The sequence below is a fragment of the Enterobacter sp. BWH52 genome, assembly GCF_001037565.1.
GTDB lineage: Bacteria > Pseudomonadota > Gammaproteobacteria > Enterobacterales > Enterobacteriaceae > Enterobacter > Enterobacter hormaechei_C.
Genome location: NZ_KQ089854.1, coordinates 3,049,751 through 3,069,426, shown reverse-complemented (window position 1 = coordinate 3,069,426; position 19,676 = coordinate 3,049,751). Strand labels below are relative to the sequence as shown.

Below are 19,676 nucleotides of genomic sequence, written 5' to 3'. Positions count from 1 at the left end.
CGCCCGGTCTAAAAGGAGAGTTTATCATGAGTCTGGAAATCAACCAGATTGCCTTGCACCAGCTTATCAAGCGTGATGAGCAAACCCTTGAAGTGGTGCTGCGCGATTCGTTACTGGAACCAACGCCTACCGTTGTCGAGATGATGGCGGAGTTGCATCGCGTCTACAGCGCGAAAAATAAAGCCTATGGCTTGTTCAGCGAAGAGAGCGAACTGGCGGATAGCCTGCGCCTGCAACGTCAGGGCGAAGAGGATTTCCTGGCATTCAGCCGCGCTGCTACTGGCCGTCTGCGTGACGAACTGGCGAAATATCCCTTCGCCGATGGCGGTATCGTCCTGTTCTGCCACTACCGCTATCTGGCGGTAGAGTATCTGCTGGTCACCGTGCTGAATAACTTAAGCAGTATGCGCGTGAACGAGCAGCTGGATATCAGCTCAACGCACTATCTGGATATCAACCATGCGGATATTGTGGCGCGTATCGATTTAACCGAATGGGAAACCAACCCGGAATCGACGCGCTACCTGACCTTCCTTAAAGGTCGCGTGGGCCGCAAAGTGGCCGATTTCTTTATGGACTTCCTCGGTGCCAGCGAAGGGCTGAATGCCAAAGCGCAGAACAAAGGTCTCCTCCAGGCGGTGGATGACTTTACGGCTGAGGCGCAGCTTGATAAATCTGAGCGTCAAAACGTGCGTCAGCAGGTTTACAGCTACTGCAACGAGCAGTTACAGGCCGGGGAAGAGATTGAGCTGGAGTCGCTGTCCAAAGAGCTGGCAGGCGTCAGCGAAGTCAGCTTCCAGGAATTTACCGCGGAAAAAGGCTATGAGCTGGAAGAGAGCTTCCCGGCGGATCGCAGTACGCTGCGTCAGCTGACGAAATTTGCCGGTAGCGGCGGTGGGTTAACCATTAACTTTGATGCCATGCTGCTCGGGGAACGTATCTTCTGGGACCCGGCCACCGACACGCTGACCATTAAAGGCACGCCGCCGAATCTGCGCGACCAGCTTCAGCGTCGCACCTCAGGCGGTAAGTAACAGCCATAAAAAAACCCCGCAAACGCGGGGTTTTTCTCGACAGGTTTGCGATTACGCGCGAACGAAGTCGATGTGAGTCAGTTTTGGCTTGAACGCGTGACGCTGAACAGCCTGAACTTTCACTTTTTCTTCTTTACCGCCAACAACGATGGTCAGAACTTCGCTGTAGAACTCAGCTTTGGTCTGCATGTTCCATACTTTGTCGTGATCCAGTTCAATAGCAACTGGAGCAGCTTCGCCACCGTAAACGATAGCCGGGAACTTGTTTGCGGTACGCAGGCGGCGGCTCGCACCCTTACCCTGCACGTTACGTACTTCTGCTTCGATAGTGAACATTGATTTCTCTCTGTATTTAAAACCCTACTACAGGCGACCCAGCAGCAGGTGAGTGTTCTGCCTCACGGATGTGAAGCGGGCGGCATTTTATACTCAAATGGCTCGCGCATCAACGAAAAGTCCCGTTAACCGCGCAATTCGTTTGCCCGGCGAAAGCGTCCTTCATAGTCAAAGACCTTCTCACGTACCTGCCAGAACTGCCCTTTTTTGCGGGCGACAACAAAATCAGGATGCCGCAGCAACGCCTGCTGGCGCACGATATCGGCAACGGTTAGCCAGCGCAGCGGTACGCCAGGCGTGCGGGTATGCGGGCGGATAAAGAGCTGCTCGAACGCGGTGCGCTGGGCGGACGTCTGGACCCGGAACCGCTCGCTGACGTCTGCGCCATCCTCGTCGTAATAGGTGATTTTTAGCCACTCGCCTTTTTCATCCGCGCCGGGTTGTAAGGCCATGCCGGAACAGCGCAGCACCAGCGCATCCTTTAGTTTCAGCGCTGCTTTCAGCATGTCGTCCGGGTCGACCAGGACCGTGTCGCACTCCCGACAGCGGCGGGCGGCAATGTCGTTTTCAGCGTTGCACTGCGGGCAGTTTTTGAAGCGGAAGCGGAAATCACACTGTTCGCGATGGCCTTCATCGTCTTCAAACCAGCCCTGACAGCGGCGGCCAAAATGTTCAATCAGCGTGCCGTCGGCGGTGGTTTTCCCCCAGAAGGTGTTGGCAAACCCGCAGGCAGGGCAAAAAACCTGAACGGGAACGTTGTCGCTCTTGCCTTTTGGCGTGCCTACTTCTGGCGAATAGAGATCGTGCGGGTTACCGGCGTAATCAAGGATCAGACAGTCGGTTTTGCCCGGCGCCAGACGCAGCCCGCGGCCAACAATCTGCTGATACAGGCTGACGGATTCCGTCGGGCGAAGAATCGCAATCAGGTCGACGTGCGGGGCGTCAAAGCCGGTGGTTAGTACGGAGACATTCACCAGATAGCGGAACCGCTGAGCTTTGAAGTCCTCGATCAGGCTGTCGCGCTCCGGGCCGGGGGTTTCACCGGTAATTAACGCCGCGTCGTCGGCGGGCAGCAGCCCCGTAATTTCGCGCGCGTGTTCGACAGTGGCAGCAAAAATCATCACCCCTTTGCGCGTTTGTGCGAACTCTTCAATCTGGCTGATGATATGCGGCGTGATCCGCTTCTGTTTTTTCAGCTCATGGTTAAGATCTGCCTCGCTGAACAGCCCGTTGCTCTGCGCCTGTAAGCGGCTGAAATCGTACTGCACGACGGGCATATCCAGCCGCTCCGGCGGCGTCAGGTAGCCGTGCTTGATCATGTAGCGCAGCGGAAGCTCATAGATACAGTCGCGGAACAGGGCCTTTTCATCGCCACGCACCATGCCGTGATAATGAAACTGATAAATCCAGCCCTTGCCCAGACGAAACGGCGTGGCGGTGAGGCCAAGCAGACGGAGGTGAGGATTCACCTTTTTCAGATGAGTGAGGATTTGCTGATACTGGCTGTCGTCGTCATCGCTGATGCGATGACACTCATCGACAATCAGCAGGGAAAACTCGCTGCGAAACAGTTCCAGGTTGCGCGCGACGGACTGTACGCTGCCAAACACCACTTTTCCGTGGCTCTCTTTGCGCTTCAGTCCGGCGGCAAAAATGTCGGCCTCCAGGCCGAGCGCGCAATATTTGGCGTGGTTTTGCGCCACCAGCTCTTTGACATGCGCCAGCACCAGCACGCGTCCGCGGGCCAGGCGCGCCAGTTCGGCAATCACCAGGCTTTTGCCGGCTCCGGTCGGGAGTACGATGGCGGCGGGCTCCCGATGCTTGCGAAACCAGGCGAGGGTGGCATCAACGGCTTCCTGCTGATAGGGGCGTAATGTGAACGTCATGGCTTCTCTATTCAGTTAACTCGCATATAGTATGCCACGAAACTTTTTCCCTTGAGTGGCGCAACCAGACCATTATACTGAACTGTTTCTGACTGCTTCTTTTTCGGACGCGTAGTCCGACTTCCAGCACCATTAAGGCTAAAAAGATTTCATGCGACTTGATAAGTTTATCGCTCAGCAACTCGGCGTAAGCCGCGCTATTGCCGGGCGTGAAATTCGCGCCAGCCGCGTAACCGTGGACGGCGACATTGTGAAAGACAGCGCTTTTAAACTCCAGCCTGAGCACCAGGTGGAGTATGACGGCAACCCGCTGACCCAGCAGAATGGCCCGCGCTACTTCATGCTCAACAAACCGGAAGGTTACGTCTGTTCAACGGACGATCCGGATCACCCGACGGTGCTCTACTTCCTCGACGAACCTGTGGCGCACAAGCTGCATGCGGCAGGGCGACTGGATATCGATACCACCGGCCTGGTGCTGATGACCGATGACGGCCAGTGGTCGCATCGCATCACCTACCCGCGCCATCACTGTGAGAAAACCTATCGGGTGACGCTTGAGTCTCCGGTCTCGGATGACACGGCAGAGCAGTTCGCAAAAGGCGTTCAGCTGCATAATGAAAAAGATCTGACCAAACCGGCGGTGCTGGAAATCATCACTCCAACCGACGTGCGCCTGACCATCAGTGAAGGCCGCTATCACCAGGTGAAACGGATGTTTGCCGCCGTGGGCAACCACGTTGTGGGGCTGCATCGTGAACGTATCGGCGCGATTGCACTCGATCCAGACCTGGCGCCAGGGGAATATCGCCCGCTGACGGAAGAAGAGATTGCCAGCGTCGGGCTGCCTTCACGCTAAATTCAGGAGAACTCTGTGACCACCAGGCCACACTCGTCGTTTAAAATTGTATTTATCCTTGGCCTGCTGGCCATGCTGATGCCGCTGTCTATCGATATGTATCTGCCCGCGCTGCCGGTGATTTCCGCGCAGTTTGGCGTACCGGCAGGCAGCGCGCAGATGACGCTCAGCACCTACATTCTTGGTTTTGCCCTCGGTCAGCTCTTTTATGGCCCAATGGCAGACAGCCTGGGGCGTAAACCCGTTATTCTGGGGGGGACATTGATATTTGCCGCGGCGGCGGTGGCCTGCGCGCTGGCGCAGAGTATCGATCAGCTGATTGTGATGCGTTTCTTCCATGGCCTGGCGGCGGCTGCGGCAAGCGTGGTAATTAACGCGCTGATGCGCGACGTCTACCCGAAGGAAGAGTTCTCACGCATGATGTCGTTCGTCATGCTGGTCACGACAATTGCGCCGCTGGTCGCCCCCATGGTGGGCGGGGCGGTGCTGGTTTGGTTCAGCTGGCATGCGATTTTCTGGATCCTGGCGATTGCCGCGCTGCTGGCCTCGGTGATGATCTTCGTCTTTATCGATGAAACGCTGCCGGTCGAGCGACGACAGAAGTTCCACGTTCGCACCACGCTTGGCAACTTTGCCTCGCTGTTTCGCCATAAGCGTGTGCTCAGTTATATGCTTGCCAGCGGCTTCAGCTTTGCCGGAATGTTCTCGTTCCTGAGCGCGGGGCCGTTTGTGTACATCGAACTGAACCATGTGTCACCCCAGCATTTTGGTTACTACTTCGCGCTGAATATTGTGTTCCTGTTTGTGATGACCATTATCAACAGCCGCTTTGTCCGGCGGGTTGGGGCGCTGAATATGTTCCGCGCCGGGCTGTGGATCCAGTTCGTGATGGCTATCTGGCTGGTATTGAGCGCGTTGCTGGGCGTCGGTTTCTGGGCGCTGGTGGTGGGCGTGGCGGCGTTTGTCGGCTGCGTGTCGATGGTTTCATCCAACGCGATGGCGGTGATCCTCGACGAATTCCCGCATATGGCGGGTACCGCCTCGTCGCTGGCAGGAACGTTCCGTTTCGGGATTGGCGCGATAGTCGGGGCGCTGCTCTCGACGGCAACGTTTAATACCGCCTGGCCGATGCTGTGGGCGATTGCCCTCTGCGCGACCTGCTCCATTCTTTTTTATCTTTACGCCAGCCGGCCGCGAAAGACGGCGCATAAATGACCACTTAAGGCCCGATACGGGCCTTTTTGTTGACCCATATCAACCAACCCTACGTTCGTTTACCCTGTGTTTGTTTCTTTTATGTAAAATCTATTTATGTAAAAAGTCACATCATTGTATTTAAAAAGGTTGAGTTAGATCGCAGAAACGGGTACATATAGCGCCGACGCGAGCCTGCAACGCCTATAAAATCCGCTAAACAGTGCAGGTTGTCGATGATGTGTTACTATAAATGTAAATAAATTGTGAAGTAAATTTGCTTCCGGGGATCTGAACGTGAATACATTACAACTCTCCATTGTCCATCGCTTGCCCCAGAGCTATCGCTGGTCGACGGGTTTTGCAGGTTCGAAAGTTGAACCGATTCCGCAAAGCGTTGCCGGGGAGGATAATTGCCTGGTGGCGCTCAAACTGCTCAGCCCGAGCGATGAAAATGCGTGGCCGGTTATGGAACGTCTCAGCCAGGCGCTGACGGACATCGAAGTGGACAGCTCCGTGCTGGAATGCGAAGGTGAGCCGTGCCTGTTTGTTAACAGCCAGGATGAGTTTGCCGCCACCTGTCGTCTGAAAAACTTCGGCGTGGCCATTGCCGAGCCGTTCTCCGGTCAATACCCTTTCTGAGTGCTAGTCAGCGGACAATAGCTGGCGCGTGTAATCCTGCGTCGGCGCGGTGAATACGCGCTGGCACTCTCCCTGCTCCACGACTTCTCCCTGCCGCAATACCACCACCTGATGGCAAAGCGCACGCACCACCTGTAAATCGTGGCTGATAAAGATATAGGCCAGCCGATGCTTTTCCTGTAGCCCCTTCAGCAGCGCCAGAATTTGCGCCTGCACGGTGCGGTCCAGGGAAGAGGTTGGCTCGTCCAGCACGATCAGCTCCGGTTTCAGGATCAGCGCGCGGGCAATCGCTATACGCTGGCGCTGTCCGCCAGAAAACTCAGCCGGATACCGGTGCCGGGTCTCGGGATCTAAACCCACTTCCTCCATCACCCGCTTCACGTCGATTTCACGCTGTTGCGCCGTCATTGTCGGCTGGTGGACGCGCAGGCCCTCTTCAATAATCTGTAATACGCTCAGGCGCGGGTTAAGCGAAGAGTTTGGATCCTGAAATACCACCTGCATCCGCGGGCGGACAGGAAGCATCATCCGGCGATTCAGGTTTTGCAGCGGCATGCCGTCAAAGACAATGCTTCCCTGAGAGGCGATCAGGCGCAGCAGCGCCAGGCCGGTGGTGCTTTTGCCCGAGCCGGATTCGCCCACAAGCCCAAGCGACTCACCCGGACGCAGAGCGAAACTCATGTCTTTCAGGACATGATTGTGATCGACCACGCGACGGAGAATGCCTTTGCGGATCGGGAATGACACCGACAGCCCCTCAACCCTCAGCAATGGCGCGCTGTCAGCGTTAAGCGGAACCGGGTCGCCAGCGGGTTCGCTATCGAGCAGGCGCTGTGTATACGGGTGCTGAGGCGCGCTCAGCAGGGCGGATGCCCGGTTCTGTTCCACGCAGCGGCCGTTTTGCATCACGGCCACCGTGTCAGCAAGCTTTTTCACGATGCTCAGGTTGTGCGTAATGAACAACAGGCTCATTTTCAGCTCGTCGCGAAGCTCGCGCAGCAGTTGCAGAATTTGCGCCTGCACCGTGACGTCCAGCGCGGTGGTGGGTTCATCGGCAATCAGCAGTTCGGGGCGCGTGAGCAGGGCCATTGCGATCATCACGCGCTGGCGCTCGCCGCCGGAAAGCTGGTGCGGGAAATCGTTCAGCCGTTTCGCCGCATGACGAATACCGGTGCGTTCAAGGCAGTCCAGAATTTCACCCCGCGCTGCCTCTTTACGCATTCCCCGATGAAGGGACAGCACTTCATAGAGCTGTTTTTCCAGCGTATGCAGAGGGTTGAGCGACACCATCGGCTCCTGAAAAATCATGGCGATGTTATTGCCACGAATGCCGCGCAGGGTTTGCTCGTCAGCGTTCAGCAGCGATTGTCCATGGAACAGAATATCCCCCTGCGGATAGCTGACCGGCGGGGAGGGGAGCAGGCGCAGCACCGAAAGTGCCGAGACGCTTTTACCGGAACCGGATTCCCCGACCAGCGCCAGCGTCTCTCCGCGCTGGATCTGCAACGATAAATCCGTCACTACCGTGCGTGATTCGCCCTGCTTTGAAAACGCAATCGACAGGTTTTCTATGCTCAGAAGAGGCCGGGTCATGTCATACCGCCTTGTTGGGATCGAAGGCATCGCGCACGGCTTCGCCAATAAAAATCAACAGGGAAAGCAGCACCGCCACGGAGAGGAATGCGGTGATGCCCAGCCAGGGGGCCTGGAGATTGTTTTTGCCCTGCAACAGCAGTTCGCCAAGGGACGGTGAGCCCAGTGGCAAACCGAAACCAAGAAAATCAAGCGACGTCAGGGTGGTAATGGAGCTGCACAAAATAAACGGCAGGAAGGTGAGGGTCGCCACCACCGCATTGGGAAGCATGTGGCGGAAGATGATTGCGCGATCGCTCACGCCTAACGCTTGCGCGGCGCGAATATAGTCGTAATTCCGCGTGCGCAGAAACTCCGCGCGCACCACGCCGACCAGCGCCATCCAGCCGAACAGGACGGTGATCCCGAGCAGCCACCAGAAGCCAGGCTGTACCACACTGGACAGCAGGATAATCAGAAACAGCGTTGGCATACCGGACCAGACTTCAATCACGCGCTGTCCCCATAAATCTATTTTACCCCCGTAATAGCCTTGCACGGCGCCCGCCACAACGCCCATTACGCTGCTAAAGAGCGTCAGCAGCAGCCCAAACAGGAGCGAGATGCGGGTGCCATAGAGGATGCGCGCCAGCACATCGCCGCCGTTGGCGTCCGTTCCCAGCCAGTTTTGCGCGGAAGGCGGCGAAGGGAAGGGGGTAGACGTGGCGAAGTTAATACTGTTCGCGCCAAAACGAATCGGTGCCCAGATAGCCCAGCCGTGCTGCGCTATCTGCTCACGTAACCAGGGATCCTGGTACTCGGCTGGCGTCGCAAACGGGCCGCCAAAATCGCTTTCGCTATAGGTAGTAAGCACCGGCACGTACCAGCGGTCTTTGAAATGCACCAGCAGGGGTTTATCGTTGGCAATCAGTTCCGAACACATACTTAAGGCGAACAGGACGGCGAAGATCCACAGCGACCAGTAGCCGCGACGGTTGTGGCGAAAGCGCGCCCAGCGGGCCTGATTGACGGGGCTTAAACGCGACATCAGCGGCCCTCAAAATCGATACGGGGATCGACCAGCGTATAGCTGATATCGCTGATGATGTTCAGCAACAGGCCGATCAGGGTGAAAATGTAGAGTGTGCCAAACATCACCGGATAATCACGGGAGACGGTGGCCTCATAGCCCAGCAGCCCTAATCCGTTGAGCGAGAACATCACTTCTATCAGCAACGAGCCGGTAAAAAACATACTGATGAACGTGGCGGGGAAACCTGCAATCACCAGCAGCATGGCGTTACGAAAAACGTGCTTCCACATGATCTGCTTTTCACCGACGCCTTTGGCGCGCGCAGTGACGACGTACTGTTTGCGGATCTCATCAAGAAAGGCGTTTTTGGTCAGCATCGTAAGCGCCGCAAAACCGCCGATGACCGTCGCCAGCACCGGCAGCGTGATGTGCCAGAAGTAATCGGTGATTTTCTGATACCACGGCAGCGTGCTGAAATCCGCGGAGACCAGCCCGCGCAGCGGGAAGAGGTCGAAATAACTGCCGCCTGCGAAAAACACAATCAACAGCACGGCAAACAGAAACGCCGGAATAGCGTAGCCGATGATAATAAACGTACTGCTCCAGATATCGAAACGGCTACCGTTGTAGACCGCTTTCCTTATCCCCAGCGGAATGGAGACCAGATAAATAATCAGCGTCCCCCACAGTCCGAGCGTGATGGAAACCGGCAGGCTTTGTTTGATCAGGGTTAACACCGAGGCGCTGCGAAACAGGCTGTCGCCAAAATCGAAACGGACATAATCCCATAGCATCCTGAAATAGCGCTCGTGCAGCGGCTTGTCAAAACCATAGCGATGGGTGATCTCGGCGATCACCTCCGGATCCAGTCCCCGACCGCCCCGGTAGTGGCTTTCGCTGATGTTGCCCACGCCCGTCCGGGCATGGCTGGCCCCCATTCCTTCGCCGCCGCCGCCCGGCATGCCGCCAGCGTGACCAAATTCTATTGCCGCAATCGCCTGGTCCACCGGACCGCCGGGGGCGATCTGGACGATAAAAAAGTTAATGGTAATGATGGCCCACAGCGTCGGGATCACTAACAGCAGCCGGCGGATAAGATAAGCGCCCATCGTCACTCCTTAACGCCGCTCTGCGGGCAATTTTGCGGCTTTATTCACGTCATACCACCAGGTGTCAAAGCCGAGGGTGTAAACCGGGCGAACGGCAGGCAGGGAGAATTTATCCCAGCGGGCCACGCGATCTTCGCCCATATACCACATCGGCAGCATGTAATAGTTCCAGGTTAATACCCGATCGAGCGCGCGGCCAAGCGGCAGAAGCTTGTTCTTATCGCCCTGAGCGGCCACAATTTTTGCAATCAGCGCATCAATCACCGGGCTCTTTACGCCCGGGGCGTTGTAGGAGGAGTCGATATACCCCGATGCCCAGGAGATTTGCAGATCTGAACTCGGCCACGGCTGGGCGGCCCACAGGGTCTGCATCATATCGTAATCGCGACTGCGCTTGCGGTTAGTCAACTGGGCCATATCGACCTGGCGGATATTCATAGTGACGCCAAGCCGGGCAAGGTTCTTCTTAAACGGCAGCACCCACTGATCGTTTGCGCCAGAGGCAATCAGCAGTTCGAAGCTGAGCGGTTTACCGGTTTGCGCATTAACCCGTTGCCGATTTTTCAGCACCCAGCCAGCGTCATCCAGCAGGCTGCTGGCTTTCAGCAGGTTGTCCCGGTCGAACCCGTTTCCGTCGGATTTGGGCGGTTCAAATATGCGGGTGAACACCTCCGGCGGTAGCTCCGCTTTCAATGGCGCCAGCAAAACCAGCTCGTCCGCGTGGGGATAATCACGGGCGGCATATTCAGTATTCTGGAAATAGCTGTTCGCCCGGCTGTAGGCTCCGTAAAACAGCGCTTTGTTCATCCATTCGAAATCAAACGCCAGAGTAATGGCTTCACGCACCCGACGATCGGAAAAAACCGGGCGCTGAATATTAAACGCCAGCCAGCGCGTGTCCTGCGCGGATTCGTTTTTGTGTTCGTCTTTAACGATATAGCCTTTCGCGAAATTTTTTCCGATATAGCGGGTCGCCCAGTTTTTGGCGCTGTTCTCGACACGTAAATCAAATGCGCCTGCCTTAAATGCCTCGAAGGCCACGTTATCATCCAGGTAGTAGTCGTAGCGGATTGTATCGAAGTTCCAGCGGCCCCGGTTTACCGGCAGCGTGGCTGCCCAGTAATCTTTCACACGGGAATAGATCACATACTGGCCCATTCGCCAGTCGGTAATGCGATACGGCCCTCCGGCCAGCGGCGGGGTAGAGAGGGGATCGCTCAGCTTATGGTTTTTCCAGAAGGATTCGGGCATGACGGGCAGGGAGAACAGGCTCAGCATATTCTCTTTGTTCGCCTCAGGGAGTTCGATTCGCACGGTCAGCGGGGCGATGGCTTTCACCGTGGTGCCCTTGTACACCAGACGAAACTGCGGCACGCCTTCGGTCATAAATTTATGAAAGGTGAACGCCACGTCGCGGGCGCTAACCGGCGTACCGTCGTGAAAACGCGCCCGCGGATTAATCGCGATTTCTGCCCAGCTGAAATCTTCGGCGTAACGTACGTTCTCGGCGACCAGGGGATAATAGCTGCCGGGCTCGTCGTCGGAGGTGACGAACAGCGTGTCATAGAGGGATTCGGTACGCGCTGCCGCTACGCCGCGCAGGGCAAAGCGGTTAAAGTTGTCAAATGTTCCCGTGGCGGAAAGCGTCACGTTTCCGCCTTTCGGGGCGGCTGGGTTGACGTAATCGTAGTGGTTAAAGTTAACCGCGTACTTCGGCTCGCCAATGACGGCAAAGGCCGTGCTCTCTTTGATGGTCTGCGCCTGGCTCGACAGGCTCACCAGCGCCAACAGCGTCAACACAACGCGCATAATCATAGTGCGGCGGATCCCTTTGTTCACAGACAGGCTCGGTTGAACAGAATAATAAGGGACAGCGCCGTGATTGTGAAATTATTCCCCGAGCGTGATATCGGGTTGCCACGTCCTGAACTGCTCCAGCGGCATCGGGCGGCCAATCCAGTAGCCCTGAAGATAGTTTACGCCATGCTCGCGCAGCCACGCCGCCTGCTCGGGCGTTTCAACACCCTCGGCGACGGTTATCATATTCAGACGTTCTGCCAGCGTCAGCACCGCGTCAAGCACTGGCGAGGTGACGGTTTCAGTCCCGATGGCATTCACGAAGCCACGGTCAATTTTCAGGTAATCCATCGTGAAGCGTTCCAGATAGATCAGCGCGCTGTGGCCAGTGCCAAAATCATCGATGGCGATTTCAAAACCTTCATTGTGCAGCCATTCGAACAGCTGATTTGCCTCGCGGTGGTTAATCATGTCGCGCTCGGTTATTTCCAGCACAATCTGGAAGTGATCGGGCGGAAGGGCGGCGAGAAACGCGCGCATATCCTCTTTAAAGCTTTCCGCATGCAGATGCCCGGGCGCGATGTTGATCCCAAACTTGGCCCCAGGCGGGAGCACTGTTTGCAGGACAGGGGCATCGCGGATAATCAGGTCAAAAAGATGCAGCGTCAGCGGGACAATCAGCTTCTGCGCTTCAGCGAAGTTAATAAAGGCATCCGGTGGAATTTCGCCCATCACCGGATGCTTCCAGCGCATCAGGACTTCCAGCCCGGTCATTCTGAGCGACTGCGCATCCACGACGGGTTGATAGACCACGTAAAACTGGTCGTGCTTGATGGCCGTGAGGATCTCTTTCCCCGGATTGAGACGGATAGTAAGAATATAGAAATTCAACAGGCCCGCCGCGATACCGCAGACCAGGCCGAAAAACACCGCGTAGAGCAGTTCATCGGTTGTCCAGGCTTGCGCATAAACGTTAACGGTCAATGGAATATTTTTCAGCGTGGCGCTACGGGCAGGGACGTCAGGCAAATCCCGCGCCTGGATCAGCATTCCGGACTGTGTAGATAACGCGGAATCGCCAATGACGATCGATATCCCGGCAAATTCATCCTGACGTGACGTATAGAGAAGATAAGGCGACAGGTTGAGGTTGACGGACGTAAACACGCCGCCGTCTTTCACCAGCGGATTGCGATACCAGATGGCGATCGCGGGCTTATCCGGCAGCATTGGCGTGCCCGGCAGGAGCGCGATATCAACAGGTTTGCTGATATGTAGCTGAGGGATAAGCTTTTCCATCGGGGTATTCATCGGGCCTGTTGCCGAGGAGCAGAAGGCCTGTTTATCCCTGACCAGCAAAAAGGCGCGCACGTTGATGCTAAAGGCCGCCCGGGAGGTCAGGGCGGCACTCACTTCCTCGCAGCTGTTCAGCGTGAGTGGCTGGAGCGTATCAATCGACATTTTGAGCTCATCGAAATAGCTCTCCATGTAAACGCTTAAATCGGTAATGAGAGTATCGAATCTGACGTCTCGCTTGTGATAACTCCAGTAAAACTGTAATGCTCCCAGAAGCAGGGCAGTGAATAACCCTGTAAGGAAACTGATAAACAGTATCTTGCGGTTGCTGGAGAAGTAGCGGGTTAACATAGATGTCGTGATTCCTGAAATGCCGCTGGATAGTTATCAGTGTAACGGGCAAAAAAAAACACTGCCGGAGCAGTGCTTTTTTTATCGTATCGCCAGCCAAGGGATAACCAACGATACGACAACAATATTAACTACGGCTCAGAACGCGGCGAGCTTCGTTGTAGCGTTTCTTCCAGTAAGGTTCGTTCATGCTGGAAATCGTCACACCGCTGCTGGTGGAAGCATGGACAAACTGATCGTTACCGATATAGATGCCAACGTGTCGACCGGTTGAACCTGCTCTGAACAGGACTAAATCGCCCGTGCGTAGTTTAGTACGCGAAATGGACTTGCCCATTTCCTGCTGTTCATAGGTAGAACGCGGAAGGTCTAACCCAAACTGCTCACGGAACGTACGCTGTACGAAAGCGGAACAATCGATGCCTTTCTTGGTGCTGCCGCCCAGACGGTAACGCACGCCTTTCCAGTCAGCATACTGATCCATAATACGCGACTTAACGTCGAGATTACGTACCATATTTTCAAATTCATCCTGAGAGGCTTGCAGTGAAGAGGAATCTTCCATTCCCACAACACGCGTCTCAGGATGCATATTCTTCGCGGTATTCGTCGTACTACATGCCGAAAGCAGAACCGCCACTGCAATCGCCGGGATCCCCCGCAAGATATATCTCAAGATTGGTTGAGATTTGACCATTTTGTTTGTTTTCCCTTGAAGTCCTTAACGAAAATATCGTTATAAAAATGCCAACCGTGACGAGACTAATTATCTGTTCACAATGAGACAATTCTTTATGGTGAAAACTGTGGCTCAACGCACAAAATTATTCACCATGATAATAATTATCTCAGTGGGGCAAAACGAGTTTGAGGTTAACCGATTGCACGGGGTATTGCGAGCAAAAAAGTCCGATTTTTTATAAGAAAATGTGATACACAAAGTTACAGCGCGGAATTGCTCAAAATGCCGCCATTCATACCGATAATCCCTGCAATTGCTTCATTTTTATCACGAATTGTATGACAGGATGATGACAGCGTTGAATGACGCCGGAAAGAAGAGACTCAGGGACCGAAAACGATCCCCGATGAATGGTGTTAATTTGCGTTATTTATTTGTTTCTGACTTGTTTAAATTTACCGGGAAGATAGCGATCAAAAATACCTATTACGCGATCGCTCAGTGGGGTCATCAGCACCCACGGTAAACCAATTAACACCGCCGTGAGGGAGCCTACGGCGATATCTGTCAGCCAGTGAGCACCAATCATCACTCGCGGGAATGCAAATACCACCACAATAACCAGGGCGATGGCGAAGGCTTTTTTACCAAAATAGCGCAGCATGAAGCCTGCAAAAATCAGCAGCATCATACCGTGGTCGCCCGGGAAACTGTCCTTCGAGGCATCTTTGGTTGGAATATGAAGCAGCTCGCTGACGCGGTTAATATTCGGGAAAAAGAGCGACGGACTGGCGCGTTTAACCGGCATCAGATGCTGCGCCAGCTGGTTGATAATCACGGCCGTCAGCAGCATCACCAGGCCGATAATCAGAATACGGCGACGACCCGTTTTGTCTTCCTTCAGCCAGAAGGAGAGCATCAGACAGCCCATTGCCAGCAGCGAACAGCCGTCAAACGCGCGGTTGTTGGTGATCGCCACCAGCCACAGGAAGGCTTCACTCTTCGCCAGCGCCTGGTTAAAGAAGTGGAACAGCCCGGAATCCAGCGGGAACCAGAAACCGTGATCCGCCGGGATATACCAGGAGAAAAAGAGCGCCAGACCGGCAGCGTTGAGCAATAAAATAGCAGGAAGTCGAGTCGTCATAGTCTTCAGCAATGTGTGAAATCAGGGGCAACGTTAGCCGCCCAAACTTAAACGAAGCTTCAACAGGCTTGACTGGAGAGCATTCCAGTCGGTATTAACCGCACTAATTAACTCTATCCGGCTGTCGGGTGGCGCGACATTCTGGGTTTCAATAAAGAAATCCTCGCCCTGACGGTTAATGCGCACCAGACCATCCGGAGTGCGCATGATCCCTTTTACCCGCTCAACCGGCGCCAGTCTCGCCCATTCCAGTATACCAATGGTGTCGAAAACCGTATCGGCATCGAAGATCCACCCGCAGGCCTGGTGCCCCTGACCGCTGTTCAAATTTCGACGCCAGCGCTGATGTTCCGGCAGGCTCAGTGCAGCCAGGCCTTGCTTCGCGCCGTGGCTATGCGAATGCTCTGCGCTGGCAGGCAGTTGCGTCTGGTTGAGGCGGGGAAGATCGAGCAGGGCGCCATCAATGTTGCCCTGGGTGGTCTGCACGTATTGACGTCCACCGCCAGCCTGCTGCCACCAGGACTCGAACGCGGCCTGACTCTCAGCCGTCGCGCGATCGGATTTATTCGCCACGATAATATCTGCCGAGGCGAGCTGGTCGCGGAAATTGTCGTTGTTGATCGTTTTTTCATCCAGCAGCTGGCGGGGGTCGAGCAGGCAAAGCGTCGCACGCAGCTCAAGCCACGGCTCGTATACCGGGGCGGTCAGTAAATCAAGGATTTGCTTAGGATGACCCAGCCCGGTAGGCTCAATCAGCAACCGGTCCGGCTTGCCCTGACGCAGCAGCGTATTCAGCCCGACCTGCATCGGCAGACCATTCACGCAGCACATACACCCGCCCGGGATCTCTTTCACCATCGCGCCGCTGTCGGCGAGCAACGCGCCGTCGATGCCGACTTCCCCAAATTCGTTGACCAGCACGGCCCACTTTTCCGCCGGATCTTTATTGGCCAGCAAATGCAGAATGGACGTAGTTTTACCGCTGCCGAGAAAACCGGTGATCAGGTTGGTTTTGGTCACGTGCGCTCCGATAAATAATTGTGATGTAGTAACAACTACCTATCATCCTGACGAAAAAATCGGGCATTGAGAAGAGGGAGGGCGAACGGAGCGTAAAACCGTTCGCCTTAAACGCAATAATCGCTAAATTTTTAACGTTTCGATAACGGCCTGGTGCGCGCCGAGCCGGACGAGGCGCTGGTACGCGCCGGTAATTGCCTCGACAAAGACAGGGTTTTGCGGCAGGTCGTCGCCAAAGATTTCATTTAACGTCAGCAGGGCGCTAACGCGTTCTGCGTCGCTGCTGGTGGCGACAATGGCCTGAAACTTGTCGCTCAGCGGATCGCGGACGTCAATGGCGTTGCCCTGTTCGTCCGTACCGCTGACGTAGCGCATCCAGCCCGCCACCCCCAGCGCCAGTAATGGCCAGGCGGTGTTACGCTCAAGATGCATGCGGATCCCATCCAGCATGCGCTGAGGCAGCTTCTGGCTGCCGTCCATGGCGATTTGCCAGGTGCGGTGCTGTAGGGCCGGGTTGGCGAAGCGGTCAAGCAGGCTGTCAGCATAGGCTGTCAGATCGACGTTGGTGATGCGCAGCGTAGGGGCCTGCTCATTCAGCATCAGCCTGCGGGCAGCCTCGCGGAAGCTGTCGTCCTGCATACATTCATTTATGTGCGCGTAGCCGGCAAGGTAGCCCAGATACGCGAGGAAGGAGTGGCTGCCGTTCAGCATTCGCAGCTTCATCTGCTCCCAGGGCAGGACATCCTCAACCATCTGTACGCCTGCCACCTCCCACTCCGGACGTCCGGCGACAAAGTTATCTTCCACTACCCACTGAATGAACGGTTCACAGCTGATGGCGCAGGGATCTTCAACGCCAAGTTCCTGGGTGATTTCCGCGAGTGAGGCGTCGGTGGCGGCGGGCACGATCCGGTCGACCATGGTGCCAGGGAAGCTCACGTGCGCCTCGATCCATGCGGCCAGCTCTGCGGAACGCTTTCCGGCCATGCCGAGAACGGCATTTTTCACCACGTGGCCGTTGTCGGGAATATTGTCGCAGGAGAGCACGGTAAACGCCGGCAGGCCACGCTCGCGGCGGCGATGAAGCGCTTCGACCAGAATACCCGGTGCGGAATGTGGTTCAGACGGATGCTCGAGATCGTGCAGGATGCGGCTGTTCTGCATATCCAGTTTTCCCGTCGCCGGATCGATGCAGTAGCCTTTTTCGGTAATGGTGAGGGAGACAATTGCCACCTGCGGTTCGCAGAATTTCTCAATAATGGCTGCCAGCGAGTTGAGTTTGGCGTTAAGGCACTCTTTTACCGCACCGATAATAATGGGCTGATTGCCTTCGGCACCTTTCTCCAGCACGGTAAACAGATGATCCTGCGCCCGGAGCTGGCCCATAAGGACATCGCCGCTAAAGAGGCTAATCTCACAAATTCCCCAGTCGCCTCCTCTGGCATTCAGTACCCGGTTTGTTAACAACGCCTGATGCGCCCGGTGGAACGCGCCAAAACCGAAATGGACGATGCGGGAGCGTAACTGCTCGCGATCGTAGCGGGGCTGCTGGACATGAGCAGGAAGCGCGGTGGAGGCAATAGTATTCATGTAGTACACACCTGATTAACCATTAATTAACAATGCCAGTGTAAAGTTATATGACAACAAATTAAATTGGTAAGCCGTAAATATCCCTGTTATGTGAGTTTGATCAATCAATGTCACGCGCTGTATTGACCACTTCGATTAAACATGTATGGTAGTCGTCATTGAGGTAACACATATTGGTATAACAACTTGAGAGGGTGGGGCAATGGAACAAACCTGGCGTTGGTACGGGCCGAACGATCCGGTTTCTCTTGATGATGTGCGTCAGGCTGGCGCAACGGGTGTGGTCACGGCGCTGCATCATATTCCGAACGGTCAGGTGTGGCCGGTGGAGGAAATCCAAAAGCGTCAGGCTCAGCTGGCAGAGAAGGGGCTAACCTGGTCTGTTGTGGAAAGTATTCCGGTTCACGAAGATATCAAAACCCACTCCGGTGAGTGTGATACCTGGATTGCGAATTATCAGCAGAGCATTCGTAACCTGGCAGCCTGCGGTATTGATACCGTCTGCTACAACTTTATGCCGATTCTGGACTGGACGCGTACCGACCTGGAATATGTAATGGCCGATGGTTCGAAGGCGCTGCGTTTCGATCAAATCGCTTTTGCGGCTTTCGAGCTGCACATTCTGAAGCGTCCGGGTGCGGAAGCAGACTACACCGCCGAAGAGCAGCAGCAGGCGCTGGCGTGGTTCAATGCCGCCAGTGAAGCGGACATTGAGAAGCTGGTTCGCAATATCATCGCGGGCCTGCCGGGGGCGGAAGAGGGCTATACCCTCGATCAGTTCCGCGCGCGCCTGGCGGAATATGGCGATATCGATAAAAACCAGCTGCGTGAAAACATGGCGCGCTTCCTGCGCGCTATCGTGCCGGTGGCAGAAGAAGTCGGCGTGCGGCTGGCGGTTCATCCGGACGATCCACCGCGTCCTATCCTCGGCCTGCCGCGTATTGTGTCTACGATTGAAGATATGCAGTGGCTAAAAGAGACGGTGGATAGCATCTACAACGGCTTTACCATGTGTACGGGCTCGTATGGGGTGCGGGCGGATAACGATCTGGTGCGGATGATCGAAACCTTCGGCGATCGCATTCATTTCACCCACCTGCGTGCAACCTGCCGTGAAGAGAATCCAAAAACCTTCCACGAAGCAGCCCATCTTGGCGGCGACGTGAACATGGTTGCGGTGGTGGATGCCATTCTCTCTGAAGAGGTTCGTCGTAAGCAGGCGGGAGATGTTCGTCCTATCCCGTTCCGTCCGGATCACGGGCACCAGATGCTGGACGATCTGCGCAAGAAAACGAATCCAGGGTATTCGGCGATTGGCCGTCTGAAAGGGATGGCGGAAGTGCGCGGTATCGAGCTGGCGCTGAAAATGACGAAGTATCCTGAACTTCTTTAAGTCTCATTGCCCGGTGGCGCTACGCTTACCGGGCCTACGAAAAACCGGCTCTGAGGCCGGTTTTTGTGTTTTTGTAGGCCGGGTAAGGCGTAGCCGCCACCCGGCAAATGCCACAATCAGTCAGCACGACCCATATAGCGTTTTTCTTCGATATGGATACGGATTTTCTCGCCCGCCGACAGGTACTCTGGCACCTGTACGACCAGACCGGTAGTCAGGGTAGCCGGTTTGTTACGCGCACTTGCAGACGCGCCTTTGATGCCCGGTGCCGTTTCAACGATTTCCAGATCAACTGTCTGCGGCAGCTCCAGCGCCAGCAGCACGCCATCCCAGGTCAGCACCTGCATGTCCGGCATCCCACCTTCAGGAATAAACAGCAGCTCTTCTTCGATCTGATCTTTGGTGAAGATATACGGGGTGTAATCTTCTTTATCCATGAACACGTATTCGTTGCCGTCAATGTAGGAAAAATCAACGTAGCGACGGGTCAGGGTTACGGTATCGACGATATCGTCGCCTTTAAAACGTTCTTCCACTTTCAGGCCGGTGCGGACATCGGAGAAACGCATTTTGTACAGCGTTGCTGCGCCACGGGCGCTGGGTGCCTGAATGTCGATATCTTTCACAATCAGCAGTTTGCCGTTGTAATTCAGTACCATACCTTTCTTAATTTCGTTCGCTCTTGGCATTGCAGTAATCCTGTTTACGGGAGGTAAAAAATATCGCGCCAAATTA

The 19,676-nt window shown here is 55.4% G+C and carries 17 protein-coding genes; 5 read left to right on the top strand and 12 right to left on the bottom strand.

Annotated features, from left to right (window positions below):
* Nucleotides 1–26 precede the first annotated feature (26 nt).
* Nucleotides 27–1,034, top strand: coding sequence for a nucleoid-associated protein YejK (yejK, locus tag SK47_RS14505; RefSeq protein WP_017383403.1), 1,008 nt, complete (start codon nt 27–29; stop codon nt 1,032–1,034).
* 51 nt (nt 1,035–1,085) lie between these two features.
* On the opposite strand, the gene rplY is transcribed toward yejK, so the two are convergent.
* Together rplY and SK47_RS14495 are read right to left on the bottom strand one after the other, a co-directional pair.
* Entirely contained in the window at nt 1,086–1,370 is a 285-nt protein-coding gene (rplY, locus tag SK47_RS14500; protein WP_003859376.1) for a 50S ribosomal protein L25, read from the bottom strand.
* Nucleotides 1,371–1,495: 125 nt separating this feature from the next.
* Complete coding sequence (locus SK47_RS14495; RefSeq protein ID WP_022651520.1) at nt 1,496–3,256, bottom strand: DEAD/DEAH box helicase; 1,761 nt, start codon at nt 3,254–3,256, stop codon at nt 1,496–1,498.
* A gap of 151 nt (nt 3,257–3,407) precedes the next feature.
* On the opposite strand from SK47_RS14495, the gene rsuA reads away from it, so the two are divergent.
* The 3 genes from rsuA to SK47_RS14480 all read left to right on the top strand — a co-directional run bounded on the left by rsuA (nt 3,408) and on the right by SK47_RS14480 (nt 5,951).
* A complete protein-coding gene (gene rsuA, locus SK47_RS14490; protein ID WP_048244563.1) occupies nt 3,408–4,115 on the top strand; it encodes a 16S rRNA pseudouridine(516) synthase RsuA in 708 nt (235 codons plus the stop codon).
* 15 nt (nt 4,116–4,130) lie between these two features.
* Nucleotides 4,131–5,330, top strand: a complete 1,200-nt coding sequence (locus SK47_RS14485) for a Bcr/CflA family multidrug efflux MFS transporter (protein WP_003859373.1) — start codon at nt 4,131–4,133, stop codon at nt 5,328–5,330.
* A 276-nt stretch (nt 5,331–5,606) separates the two neighbouring features.
* Nucleotides 5,607–5,951 (top strand): YejG family protein, encoded by a 345-nt coding sequence (locus SK47_RS14480; RefSeq protein ID WP_003859372.1) that lies wholly within the window; start codon nt 5,607–5,609, stop codon nt 5,949–5,951.
* A 3-nt stretch (nt 5,952–5,954) separates the two neighbouring features.
* On the opposite strand, the gene yejF is transcribed toward SK47_RS14480, so the two are convergent.
* The 9 genes from yejF to SK47_RS14435 form a co-directional block, all read right to left on the bottom strand.
* Nucleotides 5,955–7,544 (bottom strand): microcin C ABC transporter ATP-binding protein YejF, encoded by a 1,590-nt coding sequence (yejF, locus tag SK47_RS14475; protein WP_048244562.1) that lies wholly within the window; start codon nt 7,542–7,544, stop codon nt 5,955–5,957.
* Nucleotide 7,545: 1 nt separating this feature from the next.
* Nucleotides 7,546–8,571, bottom strand: a complete 1,026-nt coding sequence (locus SK47_RS14470; RefSeq protein WP_023324979.1) for a microcin C ABC transporter permease — start codon at nt 8,569–8,571, stop codon at nt 7,546–7,548.
* The gene (locus SK47_RS14465) at nt 8,571–9,665 is read right to left on the bottom strand and encodes a microcin C ABC transporter permease YejB (protein ID WP_003859369.1); all 1,095 of its coding nucleotides are present in this window, start codon (nt 9,663–9,665) and stop codon (nt 8,571–8,573) included. Before SK47_RS14465 ends, SK47_RS14470 begins: the two co-directional genes overlap by 1 nt.
* 9 nt (nt 9,666–9,674) lie before the next feature.
* Entirely contained in the window at nt 9,675–11,480 is a 1,806-nt protein-coding gene (locus tag SK47_RS14460) for an extracellular solute-binding protein (RefSeq protein WP_032634211.1), read from the bottom strand.
* A gap of 75 nt (nt 11,481–11,555) precedes the next feature.
* Nucleotides 11,556–13,109 carry a cyclic di-GMP phosphodiesterase gene (locus SK47_RS14455; protein ID WP_003859366.1) on the bottom strand — a complete coding sequence of 518 codons (1,554 nt, stop codon included), beginning with the start codon at nt 13,107–13,109 and terminating at the stop codon, nt 11,556–11,558.
* 127 nt (nt 13,110–13,236) lie between these two features.
* Complete coding sequence (gene mepS / locus SK47_RS14450) at nt 13,237–13,806, bottom strand: bifunctional murein DD-endopeptidase/murein LD-carboxypeptidase (protein ID WP_003859364.1); 570 nt, start codon at nt 13,804–13,806, stop codon at nt 13,237–13,239.
* A gap of 415 nt (nt 13,807–14,221) precedes the next feature.
* Nucleotides 14,222–14,935: a phosphatase PAP2 family protein gene (locus SK47_RS14445; RefSeq protein WP_003859363.1), complete on the bottom strand. Its 714-nt coding sequence runs from the start codon at nt 14,933–14,935 to the stop codon at nt 14,222–14,224.
* Nucleotides 14,936–14,968: 33 nt separating this feature from the next.
* Entirely contained in the window at nt 14,969–15,955 is a 987-nt protein-coding gene (locus SK47_RS14440; protein ID WP_003859361.1) for a CobW family GTP-binding protein, read from the bottom strand.
* A 123-nt stretch (nt 15,956–16,078) separates the two neighbouring features.
* Nucleotides 16,079–17,545 carry a mannitol dehydrogenase family protein gene (locus SK47_RS14435; RefSeq protein WP_048244561.1) on the bottom strand — a complete coding sequence of 489 codons (1,467 nt, stop codon included), beginning with the start codon at nt 17,543–17,545 and terminating at the stop codon, nt 16,079–16,081.
* Between the two features lie 205 nt (nt 17,546–17,750).
* On the opposite strand from SK47_RS14435, the gene uxuA reads away from it, so the two are divergent.
* Nucleotides 17,751–18,941: a mannonate dehydratase gene (uxuA, locus tag SK47_RS14430; RefSeq protein ID WP_023324974.1), complete on the top strand. Its 1,191-nt coding sequence runs from the start codon at nt 17,751–17,753 to the stop codon at nt 18,939–18,941.
* Between the two features lie 116 nt (nt 18,942–19,057).
* Here the strand turns inward: uxuA and yeiP are convergent, their stop codons facing one another.
* Nucleotides 19,058–19,630, bottom strand: coding sequence for an elongation factor P-like protein YeiP (gene yeiP, locus SK47_RS14425; protein ID WP_003859355.1), 573 nt, complete (start codon nt 19,628–19,630; stop codon nt 19,058–19,060).
* Nucleotides 19,631–19,676: the final 46 nt, after the last annotated feature.

Coding starts and splice junctions, on each gene's coding strand:
- rplY (WP_003859376.1), bottom strand. CDS start 1,370: ATGTTCACTATCGAAGCAGAAGTACGTAACGTGCAGGGTAAGGGTGCG.
- SK47_RS14455 (WP_003859366.1), bottom strand. CDS start 13,109: ATGTTAACCCGCTACTTCTCCAGCAACCGCAAGATACTGTTTATCAGT.
- SK47_RS14470 (WP_023324979.1), bottom strand. CDS start 8,571: ATGTCGCGTTTAAGCCCCGTCAATCAGGCCCGCTGGGCGCGCTTTCGC.
- rsuA (WP_048244563.1), top strand. CDS start 3,408: ATGCGACTTGATAAGTTTATCGCTCAGCAACTCGGCGTAAGCCGCGCT.
- yeiP (WP_003859355.1), bottom strand. CDS start 19,630: ATGCCAAGAGCGAACGAAATTAAGAAAGGTATGGTACTGAATTACAAC.
- SK47_RS14495 (WP_022651520.1), bottom strand. CDS start 3,256: ATGACGTTCACATTACGCCCCTATCAGCAGGAAGCCGTTGATGCCACC.
- yejK (WP_017383403.1), top strand. CDS start 27: ATGAGTCTGGAAATCAACCAGATTGCCTTGCACCAGCTTATCAAGCGT.
- SK47_RS14435 (WP_048244561.1), bottom strand. CDS start 17,545: ATGAATACTATTGCCTCCACCGCGCTTCCTGCTCATGTCCAGCAGCCC.
- SK47_RS14465 (WP_003859369.1), bottom strand. CDS start 9,665: ATGGGCGCTTATCTTATCCGCCGGCTGCTGTTAGTGATCCCGACGCTG.
- SK47_RS14445 (WP_003859363.1), bottom strand. CDS start 14,935: ATGACGACTCGACTTCCTGCTATTTTATTGCTCAACGCTGCCGGTCTG.
- yejF (WP_048244562.1), bottom strand. CDS start 7,544: ATGACCCGGCCTCTTCTGAGCATAGAAAACCTGTCGATTGCGTTTTCA.
- mepS (WP_003859364.1), bottom strand. CDS start 13,806: ATGGTCAAATCTCAACCAATCTTGAGATATATCTTGCGGGGGATCCCG.
- SK47_RS14460 (WP_032634211.1), bottom strand. CDS start 11,480: ATGATTATGCGCGTTGTGTTGACGCTGTTGGCGCTGGTGAGCCTGTCG.
- uxuA (WP_023324974.1), top strand. CDS start 17,751: ATGGAACAAACCTGGCGTTGGTACGGGCCGAACGATCCGGTTTCTCTT.